The sequence below is a fragment of the Cupriavidus sp. DB3 genome (assembly GCF_020418465.1).
Lineage (GTDB): Bacteria > Pseudomonadota > Gammaproteobacteria > Burkholderiales > Burkholderiaceae > Cupriavidus > Cupriavidus cauae.
This window is the reverse complement of the sequence record NZ_JAIZPL010000007.1, coordinates 113,908-127,729: the sequence shown is the minus strand read 5'-3', so window position 1 is coordinate 127,729 and position 13,822 is coordinate 113,908. Positions and strand designations below refer to the sequence as shown.

Here is a 13,822-nt window from a genome sequence, read left to right as displayed (position 1 = left end):
AGATCAAGAGGAATCCATGAGTGCAATCGTAGATATCATCGGTCGCGAGGTTCTCGACTCGCGCGGCAACCCGACCGTCGAATGCGACGTTCTGCTCGAATCGGGCGTGATGGGTCGCGCCGCGGTGCCGTCGGGCGCGTCGACCGGCTCGCGTGAGGCGATCGAACTGCGCGATGGCGACAAGTCGCGCTATCTGGGCAAGGGCGTGCTGAAGGCCGTCGAGCACATCAACACCGAGATCTCCGAAGCCATCATGGGCCTGGACGCCGCCGAGCAGGCCTTCCTGGACCGCACGCTGATCGATCTGGACGGCACCGAGAACAAGAGCCGCCTGGGCGCCAACGCGATGCTGGCCGTGTCGATGGCGGTGGCCAAGGCCGCCGCCGAGGAAGCCGGCCTGCCGCTGTACCGCTACTTCGGCGGTTCGGGCGCGATGCAGATGCCGGTGCCGATGATGAACATCGTCAATGGCGGCGCGCACGCCAACAACAGCCTGGACATCCAGGAATTCATGATCATGCCGGTGTCGCAGAAGAGCTTCCGTGAAGCGCTGCGCTGCGGCGCGGAGGTGTTCCACGCGCTGAAGAAGATCCTGGCCGACAAGGGCATGTCGACCGCGGTCGGCGACGAAGGCGGCTTCGCGCCGAACTTCGCCTCGAACGAGGAATGCCTGAACACCATCCTGCAGGCGATCGAGAAGGCCGGCTATCGCGCCGGCGAGGACGTGCTGCTGGCGCTGGACTGCGCCTCGAGCGAGTTCTTCCGCGAAGGCGAGGACCTGTATCACCTGGAAGGCGAAGGCCTGACGCTGAATTCGACCCAATGGGCCGACTACCTGGCCAATCTGTGCGACAAGTTCCCGATCGTGTCGATCGAGGACGGCATGGCCGAAGGCGACTGGGACGGCTGGAAGGTGCTGACCGACAAGCTCGGCAAGCGCGTGCAGCTGGTCGGCGACGATCTGTTTGTCACCAACACCAAGATCCTGAAGGAAGGCATCGACAAGGGCATCGGCAACTCGATCCTGATCAAGATCAACCAGATCGGCACGCTGACCGAAACCTTCGCGGCGATCGAGATGGCCAAGCGCGCCGGTTACACGGCCGTGATCTCGCACCGTTCGGGCGAGACCGAGGACAGCACCATCGCCGATATCGCGGTGGGCACCAACGCCGGCCAGATCAAGACCGGCTCGCTGTCGCGTTCGGACCGCATCGCCAAGTACAACCAGCTGCTGCGCATCGAGGAAGACCTGGGCGACATCGCCAGCTACCCCGGCAAGAGCGCGTTCTACAATCTGCGCTAAGCCCGGGAGTCGGCAGGCGCCCGGCGGCCTCGGCCGCCGGCGCCTGCGGCCACCGCCCAGTCGTCCGTTTCCTGAATGCCCATGCGCCTGATTACGCTGCTGTTGTTCGTGGTGCTGCTCGCGATCCAGTATCCCCTGTGGCTGGGCAAGGGCGGCTGGTTGCGCGTGTGGGAATTGAACAAGCAGGTCGGCGAGCAGACCGCCCGCAACGAACAGCTCAAGCGCCGCAATGCCAAGCTCGAGGGCGAGGTGCTGGACCTGCAGGACGGCACCGGCGCGGTCGAGGAACGGGCGCGCTACGAGCTCGGCATGGTCAAGGACGGCGAGGTGTTCATCCAGTTCGTCGCACCGGCCCCCAAGGTCAGCGCCACGCCGCCGCTGCCCCCGCCTCCGGCGGCCAAGCCGGGTTCCGGCGGGCACTGAGCGGGCGACCGAGAAACGACCGAGCATCAGGCTGTCGCCGGCTCGGCGCTCACACCAGCCGCTTCACCGCCCCCGCTTCACCGCCGCCCACTTCAGCACGGCCGGCTTCACCACGGCGCGATTCACACGGACCGCTTCACCGCAGTCCGCCTCAACGCAGCCCGCTTCACCACCACCAGTACGGGTAGCCGCCCCAGCCCCAATAGCCGGGCGACCCGATGCTGACCCCGCCGCCCCAGCGGCCGCGGCCCCATCCCCCGTAGTACAAACTCCAGCTCGACAGCGGATACGCCGGATAGGCGTAGGTCGATGCGCGCGCCCAGGCCTGGGCCTGCTGATCGCGGGCGATCGCGGCCTCCTGCTCGCGCAGCACCTGCTTGTTCAGTGCGTCCAGCCGCTTGCGTTCCTCGGCGCTGAGCGGCGCGGCAGGTGCGCGGGACGCGGTATCCGGCGCCAGCCGGGCGGTCGGCGGCGAGCCGTTGATGTCGCGCGGCAGATTGGCGGCGCACCCCGCGGCCAGCAGCGGCGCGGCCAGCAATGCAAGACGGATCGACGAAGGGATGGCCGGCATGATGACCTCCAGGCGGTGCGCGGATGTCGGGGAGACTTTGTTGACTTTGATTTTAGTGAGCCAGCAAAGTTTGCGGCCCGCGGGGCACCACAGGGTTTTTCCCCTCTCCCGCTGAGGGCAGAGGGAGAACAGACCGGGGGAACCGGTCAGCCTGGCCGGCAGAGCTCAGCGCTGCTCGGTGTCACTCCGTGCTGCTCAGCGCCGCTCAGTGCCGATGTCCCGCGCCCTCGCCGACCCCCGCCGGCATCGCCGCGCCGCTGAACAGCTGCGCGCAGTCGACCGGGTCGAAGCGGTACTCCTGGCCGCAGAAGTCGCAGTGGATCTCCACCGAGCCGCGCTCGGCGACGATGTCGTCGACCTCGGCCTGGCCCAGCGACTGCAGCATGTTCGCCACCTTGGTGCGCGAGCACGAGCAGCGGAAGTGCGGCGTGCCCGGTTCGAACACGCGTAGCCCGGCGTCCTGCAGGTCTTCCCAGAACAGCCGCCGCAGCAGCGTATCCGGCTGTTCGGCCAGCAGTTCCTCGGTCTTGAGCGTGGCGCCGAGCTGGCAGGCGCGGTCCCAGGTATCGAGATCCTGCGCGCGGCCGTGGGCCGACAGCGGCGCGCCGGTCTCGCCGACCTGCGCGGGCGGGCGGCCGGGCTTGCCTTCCATCGTGCCGCCGTAGGACGGCAGCTTCTGCAGCAGCATGCCGGCCGCGACGCGGTCGTCGGCAGCCAGCCACAGCCGCGTGTCGAGCTGCTCGGAGGCCTGCATATAGTGCTCGAGCACGGCGCTGATCGACGTCAGCGGACCATGGGCGTCGGCCAGCGGCACGATGCCCTGGTAGGGCTGCTGGCCCGGCAGCTTGTCGTGCGGGTCCAGCGTGATGGCAAAGCGCCCCTGGCCGTGCTGGTTGACCAGCTCGGCCAGCGTGGCATCGTCGGCGATCTCGACGCCTTCGGCCAGCTTCGCGGTGCCGCGCAGCGACAGGTCGGACAGGCATTCGACCACCAGCATGCGCACCGGGCCGTCGCCATGCAGCTGCATCACCAGCGCGCCGTTGAACTTCAGGTTGGCCGACAGCAGCGCGGCCGCGGCCATCATCTCGCCGAGCAGCCGGCGTACCGGGGCCGGATAGTGGTGGCGCTCCAGCGCTTCCTGCCAGGTCGATTGCAGCCGCACCAGCTCGCCGCGCACCGGGGCGGCGTCGAACAGGAATTTCTGCAGGGTGTCCGGGGTTTGGGTTTCAGTCACGATCATCCATCGGTGGGATCGGCCGGCGCGCGGGCGCTCAGCCGATGCGTTTCAATTCCTTCTTGTAGACGGCCTGGCGTGCCGCATACGTGTCGGTGTTGCGGTACAGGCCGGCCACTTCCTCGTCGCTCAGTTCGCGTACCGCCTTGGCGGGGGCGCCCAGGATCAGCGTGCGGTCGGGGAACACCTTGCCTTCGGTGACGATGGCGCCGGCGCCGACCAGGCATTCCTTGCCGATCACCGCGCGGTTCAGCACCACCGCCTGAATGCCGATCAGCGCGCCTTCGCCGATCGTGCAGCCGTGCAGCATCGCCTGGTGGCCGATGGTGACGCGGTCGCCGATCGTCAGCGGGCAGCCCGGGTCGGTGTGCAGCACGGCGCCTTCCTGCACGTTGGTCGCTTCGCCGACGACGATGGGCTCGTTGTCGCCCCGGATCACCGCGCCCGGCCAGACGCTGGCTCGCGCCTTGAGCGTCACGTTGCCGATGACGGTGGCTTCGGCAGCCACGTAGGCGTCGGCATCGATGGAAGGGGCGGTATCGCCGAGCTGGTAAAGCGACATGAGGTCTCCTGTACGGGGTTCGTTTCTAGATGGGGATGGCCGCCGGGCCTTAAAGGGCGGAACCCCGGGCGCAACACCCGGGCGCAACACCCGGGCGCAACACCGGGGCGCAACACCGGGGCGTAGGTCGTATGAGGCCGGGCGGCGCCGGCAAGGCTCTACAATCGCGGCAGACCGGATTTTACGCCCATGCCCGCCTACGCTGCCGAACCCGCCCCAGATCGCAATGCCACGGCGCCGATCGATCCAGATGCGGCCTCCTCGCCGCTTTCCCTGCGCCATCGGGCGCTCGCCGTGCTGGCGGAGCCCGATCCCGCCGCCAAGGCCGCCGCGGCCCGTGCATTGCGCGCCGCCTCACTGGAAGCCGGCGATGATGCCATCGGCGCCGCCCTGACGCTCGCCGCCGCCGGCCCGGTGCCTGGCCGCCCGGCGCGTCCGGAGCTGGTGCCGCCGCAGAAGGTCGAGCGGCGCGGCTCGCTGCAGAATCCGGCGGGGCGCGCGGTGCTGATCCACGCGCTGGCGCATATCGAGTTCAACGCGATCAACCTGGCGCTCGATGCGGTCTGGCGCTTCGCCGGCATGCCGGCGGGGTATTACCGCGACTGGCTGCAGGTGGCCGACGAGGAGGCGCTGCACTTCACGCTGCTGGCCGCGCACCTGCGCAAGCTGGGCTTCGCCTACGGCGATTTCCCGGCGCACAACAGCCTGTGGGAGATGGCGGACCGCACCGCCGGCGACGTGCTGGCGCGCATGGCGCTGGTGCCGCGCACGCTGGAGGCACGCGGGCTGGACGCCTCGCCGGTGGTCCGCACGCGGCTGGCCGACGCCGGCGATGCCGAGGCCGCGGCGATCATCGACATCATCCTGCGCGACGAGGTCGGCCACGTGGCGATCGGCAACCGCTGGTATCGCTGGCTATGCGCCGAGCGGGGCCTCGACCCGGTGACCACCTACGCGGAACTGGCCGAGCGCCACCAGGCGCCGCGGCTGCGGCCGCCGTTCAATCTGGCGGCGCGCCGCGCGGCCGGCTTCGACGAGGACGAACTGGCCTGGCTGACCGGCAGCGCCGGATAACGGCAAACCGGTGAAGGACCAACCGGCTGGCCCAACCGGCTGGCCCAACCGGCTGGCCCAACCGGCTGCCCCAACCAGCGGACTCGACCGGCTCCCCGACGGCTGACCGTCTAGCCGTTGCCCACGCGTGGGGCCGCCGCACGCTGCCGCGCCGCCTCTTCCTCCTGCAAGCGCAACACGCGGCGCTGGATCTTCCCGGTGGTCGTCATCGGCAGCTGGTCGATGAAGGCGATCGCCTTCGGATACTCGTACGGCGCCAGCTGTCCCCGCACGTGCTGCTGCAGTTCGGCGACCAGCGCGGCCTCGGCCTCGGCCGAGCGCTGCACGCCCGGCGTCAGCACGATGAAGGCCTTGACGATCGCGCCGCGCTCGGGGTCCGGCGACGGCACCACCGCGCAGTTCGACACCGCCGGATGCTTGAGCAGGCAGTTCTCGATCTCGCTCGGGCCGATGCGATAGCCCGAGGACTTGAAGACGTCGTCGGCGCGGCCCTGGTACCACAGGTAGCCGTCTTCATCGACGCGGGCGAGGTCGCCGGTGCGGCACCAGCGCAGGCCATCGTGCTCGACGAACTTGCCCTCGGTCGCCGCCTCGTTCTTCCAGTAGCCGAGGAAGAACACCGGATCGGGATGGCCGTGGATGTCGGTGGTGCAGACCGCCACCTCGCCGTCCTCGCCGGGCGGGCAGGGGCGGCCTTCGTCGTCGACCACGGCGACGCGGTGGCCGGGGTAGGGCCGTCCCATCGAACCGGGCCGCGCCGGCCAGCCGAGCTGATCGTCGTCATATTGCGCGGTGCAGTTGCCGACGATGTAGTTGATCTCGGTCTGGCCGAACATCTCGTTGACGATCACGCCGAAGGCCTCGCGGCACCAGTCGAATACGGTCTGGCCGACCGCCTCGCCGGCGCTCATCAGCGCGCGCAGCCGCAGGTCGTAGCGCTCGCGCGGGGCCGGGCAGGTCTTCATCATCTGCTTGAGCGCGGTCGGGAACAGGAAGGTGTTGGTGACGCGGTAGCGCTCCATCAGGCCGAAGGCGACCTCGGGCGAGAAGCGGCCCTGGTAGCCGACGATCGTCTTGCCGAAGTACAGCGCCGGCATCAGCGCGTCCCACAGGCCGCCGGTCCAGGCCCAGTCGGCGGGGCTCCAGAACACATCGTCCTCGCGCGGATACCAGTTCTGCGAGCAGACGAAGCCGGTCAGGTTGCCGATCAGCGCGCGGTGCGGCAGCAGCGCGCCCTTGGGCGGCCCGGTGGTGCCGCTGGTGTAGATCAGCACGGCGGCCTCGTCGGCCTTGGTCTGCTCGGCGGTGAAGTCGTCGGCCTGGTCCGCCAGCGCCGCGTCCCAGTCGCGGTCGCCGCGGCCCGCCGCTTCGCCGACGGCGATCACCGCCTGCAGCGCGGGGCAGTCGCCGCGCGCGGCGAGCAGATTGTCGATCGAGGTCTCGTCGGCGATCGCCACGCAGGCCTCGCTGTGCTGCAGGCGATAGCCCAGCGCCTCGGGGCCGAACAGCATCGACAGCGGCATCGCGATCGCGCCGAGCTGATAGACCGCCATATGCGCGACCACGGTTTCGATGCGTTGCGGCAGCACGATCGCCACCCGGTCGCCGCGCCGGACGCCCAGCTCGCGCAGCGCGTGCGACAACCGATTGGCGTCGCGCTGGATCTCGCCGTAGCGATGCGACGCACGCCGGCCATCCTCATGCTCCGTATGGACGGCGATCCGGTCGCGCGTGGCCGGATCGCGTGCCCAGCGGCCGCAGCACGCTTCGGCGAGATTGAAGGTTTCGGGTACGTGCCAGTGGAAGTCGCGGTAGAGCGCGGGATAGTCGTCGCGCCGGCTGTCCGGCAGCGAGGATGCGGCCATGGTGGTCTCCGTTCTTGTGTCCGCGGCGTCGGGCGCCGCGGATCTTGTTGGCATGCTGGCTGGCGTCGCGGACTCGCTTGTGGCTACAATCGCGGTAAATCGAACGAGCGTTCGATTTTGTCGGACTGAGGGCGTGGTGGCCATCGACGGCCCTCGCGGCAATCCTTGGCACGACCATCGTGACGATCGTGACCATCGCGATCAACGTGATCATCACGATCGCAATCATCACCACAGGCAGAGCAATCGCCGCAACCACACAGCCGACAAGGCGGGACAGGGCAGACCATGACGATCCGCGACACATCGCGCTCCGAATGTATCACGGTGCGTGGCCTCGATTACCACGTGCGCCACTGGGGCGAACCGGGCGCGCCGAAGCTGTTCCTGCTGCATGGCTGGATGGACGTGGCGGCCTCGTTCCAGTTCCTGGTCGACGCGCTGCAGGGCCGCTGGCACGCGATCGCGCCGGACTGGCGCGGCTTCGGCCAGACCGGCTGGCCGACCCGCCATCCGGGCACGGCCTCGTACTGGTTTCCCGACTATCTGGCCGACCTCGAAGTCCTGCTCGACCACTATCAGCCGGACGGCGCGGTGGACCTGGTCGGCCACAGCATGGGCGCCAATATCGCGTGCTTCTATGCCGGCGTGCGTCCCGAGCGGGTACGCCGCGTGGTGGACCTGGAGGGCTTCGGCATGACGGCCACTCGGCCAGAGCAGGCGCCGCGGCGCTTCGCCCGTTGGCTCGACGAATTGCGCGACCCGCCGGCGCTGAAGACCTACGACAGCGTCGAGGCGGTCGCCGCGCGGCTGAAGAAGACCAATCCCCGGCTGCGCGACGACCGCGCGGCGTTTCTCGCCGAACACTGGTCGCGGCGCAACGAGGACGGTCGCTGGGAGATCCTCGGCGATCCCGCGCACAAGCTGATCAATCCGGTGCTGTATCGCGTGGACGAGGCGATGGCGATCTGGGCCGCGGCGACCGCGCCGGTGCTGCACGTCGAGGCGCGCGACTCGGAGACGCTGCGCCATATCGCCCACAAGCAGAGCATCGCCGAATTCAAGCAGCGCTTCGCCGCGTTCCGCGATTTCCGCGAGGTGATTCTCGACGACGCCGGCCACATGCTGCATCACGACCAGCCCGAGGCGGTCGCCGGGCTGATCGAGTCGTTCTGCGGCTGAGTCGCCCCGGGGCACGGCGTGAGCCTCGGCCTCAGTCCGTGCCGTGCGTCAGCGCTTCCTTCAGCGCGGCGTTGTTGCTGGTGTGCACGTGGACCAGCGCCTTGTCGGGGAACGCGTAGTGGTAGGCGCGGCGCAGCGCCAGCGCGGCCTCGTGGAAGCCCGACAGGATCAGCTTCTGCTTGTTCGGATAGAAGGCGATGTCGCCGGCGGCGAAGATGCCGCGGCGCGAGCTCTCGTAGGTGGTGGTATCGACCAGGATGCGGCCGGCGCGCATGTCGAGGTCCCAATGCGCGATCGGACCCGGTTCGGACACCAGCCCGTACAGCGCGACCAGTTCATCGGCCGGCAGCGTCAGCGTGTCCTCGCGCGTGCGCACCTGCGCGGCGACCAGCGCGTCGCCCTCGGTCTGCAGCGCGCCCAGCATGCCGACGACGAAATCCATCTCGCCCGCCGCCACCGCGGCGCGCATCTCGGCGACCGTATGGTCGGCCGCGCGGAAGCCCTCGCGCCGATGCAGCAGCGTGACGCGCGCGGCCACCTTGCGCAGCGCCAGCGCCCAGTCCAGCGCCGAGTCGCCGCCGCCGGCGACGATCACGCGCTTGCCGGCGAAGCGCGACACGTCGCGCACCGCATAGTGCAAATGCCGGCCCTCCAGCGCCGCCGCCTCGGGCAGCGACACGCGCTGCGGCGCGAACGCGCCGGCGCCGGCGCAGATCAGCACCGCCGCCACCTCGAAACGCTTGCCGGCATCGGTGGCGACCAGCAGCCGCTGCGGCTCGCCGGGCAGTTCCTGCACGCCCTCGACGCGCTGGCCGAAATGCATCGGCACCGCGAACGGTGCGCACTGCTCCAGCAGCCGGTCGACCAGGTCCTGGGCCAGGCAGCCGGGCACGGCGGGGATGTCGTAGATCGGCTTCTCGGGATAGAGCTCGGTGCACTGGCCGCCGGCGCGGTCCAGCACGTCGACGATCTCGCATTGCAGGCCCAGCACCCGGGCCTGGAAGGCCGCGAACAGGCCGACCGGACCGGCGCCGACGATCAGCACGTCGGTGCGGACCGGTTCGGTATTGGTCGCGGCGGGCGGGATGGAAACGTCTTGGGAGGGGGAGGCCGGATGGGTGTTCTGCATGATCGGATCGTTGCGGCCGGCGTGCGCCATGGCGGCACGCCGCGCGGAAAGACTGGGGAGGCGTCCACTATACCCCGGCCCCGCCGCGGTTCCGGCTACGCCAGCGTTGGCGGCATGGCTATGCGCCGCCGTGGACCGCAGTGGCCCCCATTGGCCGCAGTAGCTGCCGTCGACCGCAGTAGCCACCATTGACAGCAGTGGCCGCCGTCCACCGCAGTGGCCACCGTGGGCCGCAGGGGACCGCCGGGGCGGCCATGCCCCGCGGTGCAGCGGCGCCCGGCTTCTGCGGACACGGAAGGCGCGGGAGTAGAATGACGGAATGCACGCTTCCCACGCCATCAACGCCGACCTGCATTGCCACTCGACCATCTCGGACGGCACGCTGCCACCCGCGGTCGTGGCCGAGCGGGCGCACGCCAACGGCGTCGAGATCTGGTCGCTGACCGACCATGACGAACTGGGCGGCCAGCTGATCGCGCGCGAGACCGCCGAGGCGCTGGGCATGCGCTATGTGCCGGGCGTCGAGATCTCGGTGACCTGGGCGGGCCAGACGGTCCATATCGTCGGCCTGCAGATCGATCCGCTGTGCCCCGAACTGATCGACGGCCTGACCGCGACGCGCTCGGGCCGCGCCCGCCGCGCGCAGGACATCGGCGATGCGCTGCAGGCGGTCGGCATCGAGGGCGCCTACGAAGGCGCGCTGCGCTATGTCGGCAACCCGGACCTGATCTCGCGCACGCACTTCGCCCGGTGGATGGTCGACGAGGGTATCTGCGGCAATATCTCCGAGGTGTTCGACCGCTATCTGACCGAGGGCCGCCCCGGCTATGTCGGCCATCGCTGGGCCACGCTCGGCGAGGCGGTCAAGTGGATCCGCGCCGCCGGCGGCATCGCCGTGATGGCGCACCCGGGCCGCTACGACTACACCGATACCCAGCACGACGCGCTCTTCGACGAATTCACCGCGCTCGGCGGCGGCGCCGTCGAGGTCGTGACCGGCAGCCATACGCCGGACCAGTATCGCCGCTATGCCGACGTCGCGCGGCACTACGGGCTGCTGGCCTCGCGCGGCTCGGACTTCCACGGGCCGGGCGAAGGGCGGGTCGAGATCGGCTCGCTGCCGCCGCTGCCGTCGTCGCTGACGCCGGTCTGGCACGACTGGTAAGCCGCCGGACCGCCCCATGTCGCAGTTCTTCGATATCCATCCGGTCGATCCGCAATCGCGCCTGATCAAGCAGGCCGCCCAGATCGTCGGCAAGGGCGGCCTGATCGCGCTGCCCACCGATTCGAGCTATGCGCTCGCCTGCCGGCTCGACGACAAGGGTGCGGTCGAGCGCCTGCGCCGGCTGCGCGGCATCGACGACAAGCACCACCTGACGCTGATGTGCCGCGACCTGTCCGAACTCGGCAATTTCGCGCGGGTCGACAATCGGCAGTACCGCTGGATCAAGGGCGCCACGCCCGGGCCCTATGTGTTCATCCTCGAGGCCACCAAGGAAGTGCCGCGGCGGCTGTCCCACCCGGCCCGCAAGACCATCGGCGTGCGCGTGCCCGACCATGCCATCCCGCAGGCGCTGTTGAACGAACTGGGCCAGCCGATGATCAGTTCGACGCTGCAGCTGCCCGGCGATGCCGCGCCGCTGGACGATCCTCTCGAAATTCGCGAGCGCCTGCAGAAGCAGCTCGACCTGGTGATCTGCGGCGGCACCGCGCCCGCGCATGCCTGTACGGTGATCGACCTGACCAGCGGCGAACCGGTGCTGGTGCGCGCCGGCCGCGGCGATGTCACCCGCTTCGGGCTGTGAGCGCGGCATCATGCCGCTGCCCGGCGCAGACCGCCCCACGAATCGGCGTGGCGGCCGGTGCCCGCCGTTACAATAGCGCCCCATGGACGCCTCTCTGATTCAGACCTTCGCGGTCTACGCGCTGCCCGTGCTGTTCGCCATCACGCTGCACGAGGCCGCGCATGGCTATGTGGCCAAGCTGTTCGGTGACAACACCGCCTATATGCTCGGCCGGGTCAGCCTCAACCCGGTCCGCCATATCGATCCGATCGGCACCATCGCCGTGCCGCTGCTGCTGTACCTGGTCACCAGCGGCCAGTTCGTGTTCGGCTATGCCAAGCCGGTGCCGGTCGCCTTCGGCCGGCTGCGCAACCCGCGCTGGCACAGCATGTGGGTCGCGCTGGCCGGGCCGGGCGCGAACCTGGTGCAGGCCTTCGCCTGGGCGCTGGTCGCGCTGGGGCTGGTGCTGGCGCAGGTCGACGAACCGTTCTTCGCGCAGATGGCGCGCGCCGGCGTGCTGGTCAACCTGGTGGTGGCGGCGTTCAACCTGTTTCCGATTCCGCCGCTCGATGGCGGGCGCGTGCTCAGCGCCTTGCTGCCGCAGCGCATGGCCTACGCGCTGTCGAAGATCGAGCCGTACGGCATCTTCGTCGTGCTGGCGCTGGTCGCCGCCGGCGTCATCACCCGGGTCTGGATGCAGCCGGTGATGAGCCTGCTGGGCTCGCTGGTCCAGCTGCTGCTGGCGCCGATCCTGGCGCTGGTGCAGTGACGCTGGTGCAATGATTTCCTGAAAGACTGATTACAACGACATGTTCCCCGATCGCGTTCTCTCCGGCATGCGGCCTACCGGCGCGCTGCATCTTGGCCACTACCATGGCGTGCTGAAAAACTGGGTCAAGCTGCAGTCGGAGCACCCGTGCTTCTTCTTCGTGGCCGACTGGCACGCGCTGACGACGCACTACGAGTCGCCCGAGGTGATCGGCCAATCGGTCTGGGAAATGCTGACCGACTGGCTGGCCGCCGGCGTCGATCCGGAGCAGGCCACGCTGTTCATCCAGAGCCGCGTGCCCGAGCACGCCGAACTGTTCACGCTGCTGTCGATGGGCACGCCGCTGGGCTGGCTCGAACGCGTGCCGACCTACAAGGACCAGATCGAGAAGCTCAAGGACAAGGACCTGGCAACCTACGGCTTCCTCGGCTATCCGCTGCTGCAGGCGGCCGACATCCTGATCTATCGCGCCGACAAGGTGCCGGTGGGCGAGGACCAGGTGCCGCACGTCGAGATCACGCGCGAGATCGCTCGCCGCTTCAACTTCCTGTACGGCCGCCAGCCGGGCTTCGAGGAGAAGGCGCAGGAGGCCGCGAAGAAGCTGGGCGGCAAGCGGACCCGCGTGTTCCTCGACCTGCGCAAGACCTTCCAGGAGCAGGGCACCGACAGCGCGCTGGAAGAGGGCCGCGCGCTGGTCGCGCAGTCCCAGAGCCTGTCCAATGACGACCGCGAGCTGCTGCTGGGCTATCTGGCCGGTTCGCGCAAGACCATCCTGGTCGAGCCGCAAGCGCTGCTGACGGCCGCGTCGCGGATGCCCGGGCTCGACGGCCAGAAGATGTCGAAGTCCTATGGCAACACGATCCGCATGCGCGAGGACAAGGACTCGGTCGAGAAGAAGGTCCGCACGATGCCGACCGATCCGGCACGGGTGCGCCGCACCGATCCGGGCGAGCCGGCCCGCTGCCCGGTGTGGCAGCTGCACCAGGTGTATTCCGACGAGCCCACGAAGGAATGGGTGCTCAAGGGCTGCCGCAGCGCCGGCATCGGCTGCATCGAATGCAAGCAGCCGGTGATCGAGGGCATCCTGCGCGAGCAGCAGCCGATGCTCGAGCGCGCCCAGCCGTACATGGACAATCCGGCCCTGCTGCGCGACATCGTCGACCACGGCTGCGCCAAGGCCAGCGCGGTCGCGCAGGAGACCATGCGCGACGTGCGCGAGGCCATGGGGCTGGGATACCGTTGATGGGCTCGCTGCCGTCGTCGATGCCGTCTCCCATGCCGTCCTCCATGCCGTCGTCCATGCCCGCCGGCGCGCCACATGCCGCGCTCGGCGAGCCCTCGCCCTGGGTGGTGCGCTGGACGCCGTTGCTGCGCGCCGGCGGCCGCGTGCTGGACCTGGCCTGCGGCAGCGGACGCCATGCGCGCTGGCTGGCCGAGCGCGGCTTCGACGTGCTGGGCGTCGACCGCGATGCCGCCGCGCTGGCCGGCCTGCCGAGCCCCGTGCGGACCCGGCAGGCGGACCTGGAGCAGGGCGCCTGGCCGCTGGCCGACGAGGCGCCGTTCGACGCGGTGATCGTCACCAACTATCTGCATCGCCCCTTGTGGCCGCATCTGATCGATGCGCTGGCGCCCGGCGGCGTGCTGATCTACGAAACCTTTGCGGTGGGGAACGAGACGGTCGGCAAGCCGTCCAATCCCGATTTCCTGCTGCGGCCGGGCGAATTGCTCGAGGCGGTACGCGGGAGCCTGCGGGTCGTCGCCTACGAGGACGGCGTGATCGAAGTGCCCCGGACGGCGTTCGTGCAGCGCATATGCGCCGTGCGCGAGGCACTGCAGGCCGCGGGAGCGGCGCCGCCGCCACGCTATCGCCTGGACGGGTGATTTGCGCCAGGTGATGCCGGCGCGATGTCAGCGTGCAAGCGG

General features: G+C 69.5%; 14 protein-coding genes. 9 read left to right on the top strand and 5 right to left on the bottom strand.

What is annotated here, in order from left to right; all coding sequences use genetic code 11:
- Nucleotides 1-16: 16 nt before the first annotated feature.
- Nucleotides 17-1,306, top strand: a complete 1,290-nt coding sequence (gene eno, locus K7G19_RS21555) for a phosphopyruvate hydratase (RefSeq protein WP_149319288.1) — start codon at nt 17-19, stop codon at nt 1,304-1,306.
- A gap of 81 nt (nt 1,307-1,387) precedes the next feature.
- The gene (ftsB, locus tag K7G19_RS21550; protein ID WP_149319287.1) at nt 1,388-1,729 is read left to right on the top strand and encodes a cell division protein FtsB; all 342 of its coding nucleotides are present in this window, start codon (nt 1,388-1,390) and stop codon (nt 1,727-1,729) included.
- A gap of 166 nt (nt 1,730-1,895) precedes the next feature.
- On the opposite strand, the gene K7G19_RS21545 is transcribed toward ftsB, so the two are convergent.
- The 3 genes from K7G19_RS21545 to K7G19_RS21535 form a co-directional block, all read right to left on the bottom strand.
- Nucleotides 1,896-2,300, bottom strand: a complete 405-nt coding sequence (locus tag K7G19_RS21545) for a hypothetical protein (RefSeq protein ID WP_150081843.1) — start codon at nt 2,298-2,300, stop codon at nt 1,896-1,898.
- 205 nt (nt 2,301-2,505) lie between these two features.
- Nucleotides 2,506-3,534, bottom strand: coding sequence for an Hsp33 family molecular chaperone HslO (locus tag K7G19_RS21540; RefSeq protein WP_150081846.1), 1,029 nt, complete (start codon nt 3,532-3,534; stop codon nt 2,506-2,508).
- A 37-nt stretch (nt 3,535-3,571) separates the two neighbouring features.
- The gene (locus K7G19_RS21535; RefSeq protein ID WP_149319284.1) at nt 3,572-4,096 is read right to left on the bottom strand and encodes a gamma carbonic anhydrase family protein; all 525 of its coding nucleotides are present in this window, start codon (nt 4,094-4,096) and stop codon (nt 3,572-3,574) included.
- A 189-nt stretch (nt 4,097-4,285) separates the two neighbouring features.
- Between K7G19_RS21535 and K7G19_RS21530 the strand changes: the two genes are divergently transcribed.
- Nucleotides 4,286-5,170, top strand: coding sequence for a ferritin-like domain-containing protein (locus tag K7G19_RS21530; RefSeq protein WP_150081848.1), 885 nt, complete (start codon nt 4,286-4,288; stop codon nt 5,168-5,170).
- A 110-nt stretch (nt 5,171-5,280) separates the two neighbouring features.
- Here K7G19_RS21530 and K7G19_RS21525 read toward each other — a convergent pair whose 3' ends face one another.
- On the bottom strand, nt 5,281-7,035 hold the full coding sequence (locus tag K7G19_RS21525) for an acyl-CoA synthetase (protein WP_226109104.1): 1,755 nt from the start codon (nt 7,033-7,035) through the stop codon (nt 5,281-5,283).
- A 288-nt stretch (nt 7,036-7,323) separates the two neighbouring features.
- Between K7G19_RS21525 and K7G19_RS21520 the strand changes: the two genes are divergently transcribed.
- Nucleotides 7,324-8,217 carry an alpha/beta fold hydrolase gene (locus K7G19_RS21520; protein ID WP_226109103.1) on the top strand — a complete coding sequence of 298 codons (894 nt, stop codon included), beginning with the start codon at nt 7,324-7,326 and terminating at the stop codon, nt 8,215-8,217.
- A gap of 31 nt (nt 8,218-8,248) precedes the next feature.
- On the opposite strand, the gene K7G19_RS21515 is transcribed toward K7G19_RS21520, so the two are convergent.
- Nucleotides 8,249-9,346, bottom strand: a complete 1,098-nt coding sequence (locus K7G19_RS21515) for an NAD(P)/FAD-dependent oxidoreductase (RefSeq protein ID WP_370639588.1) — start codon at nt 9,344-9,346, stop codon at nt 8,249-8,251.
- Between the two features lie 319 nt (nt 9,347-9,665).
- Here K7G19_RS21515 and K7G19_RS21510 point away from each other — a divergent pair, with 319 nt between their 5' ends.
- The 5 genes from K7G19_RS21510 to K7G19_RS21490 all read left to right on the top strand — a co-directional run bounded on the left by K7G19_RS21510 (nt 9,666) and on the right by K7G19_RS21490 (nt 13,780).
- Nucleotides 9,666-10,511, top strand: coding sequence for a 3',5'-nucleoside bisphosphate phosphatase (locus tag K7G19_RS21510; protein WP_226109100.1), 846 nt, complete (start codon nt 9,666-9,668; stop codon nt 10,509-10,511).
- 16 nt (nt 10,512-10,527) lie between these two features.
- On the top strand, nt 10,528-11,151 hold the full coding sequence (locus K7G19_RS21505) for an L-threonylcarbamoyladenylate synthase (protein ID WP_150081858.1): 624 nt from the start codon (nt 10,528-10,530) through the stop codon (nt 11,149-11,151).
- Nucleotides 11,152-11,233: 82 nt separating this feature from the next.
- Complete coding sequence (locus K7G19_RS21500) at nt 11,234-11,899, top strand: site-2 protease family protein (RefSeq protein WP_149319278.1); 666 nt, start codon at nt 11,234-11,236, stop codon at nt 11,897-11,899.
- Nucleotides 11,900-11,939: 40 nt separating this feature from the next.
- Complete coding sequence (locus K7G19_RS21495) at nt 11,940-13,142, top strand: tryptophan--tRNA ligase (RefSeq protein ID WP_149319277.1); 1,203 nt, start codon at nt 11,940-11,942, stop codon at nt 13,140-13,142.
- A gap of 44 nt (nt 13,143-13,186) precedes the next feature.
- Nucleotides 13,187-13,780 carry a bifunctional 2-polyprenyl-6-hydroxyphenol methylase/3-demethylubiquinol 3-O-methyltransferase UbiG gene (locus K7G19_RS21490; protein WP_226109098.1) on the top strand — a complete coding sequence of 198 codons (594 nt, stop codon included), beginning with the start codon at nt 13,187-13,189 and terminating at the stop codon, nt 13,778-13,780.
- Nucleotides 13,781-13,822: the final 42 nt, after the last annotated feature.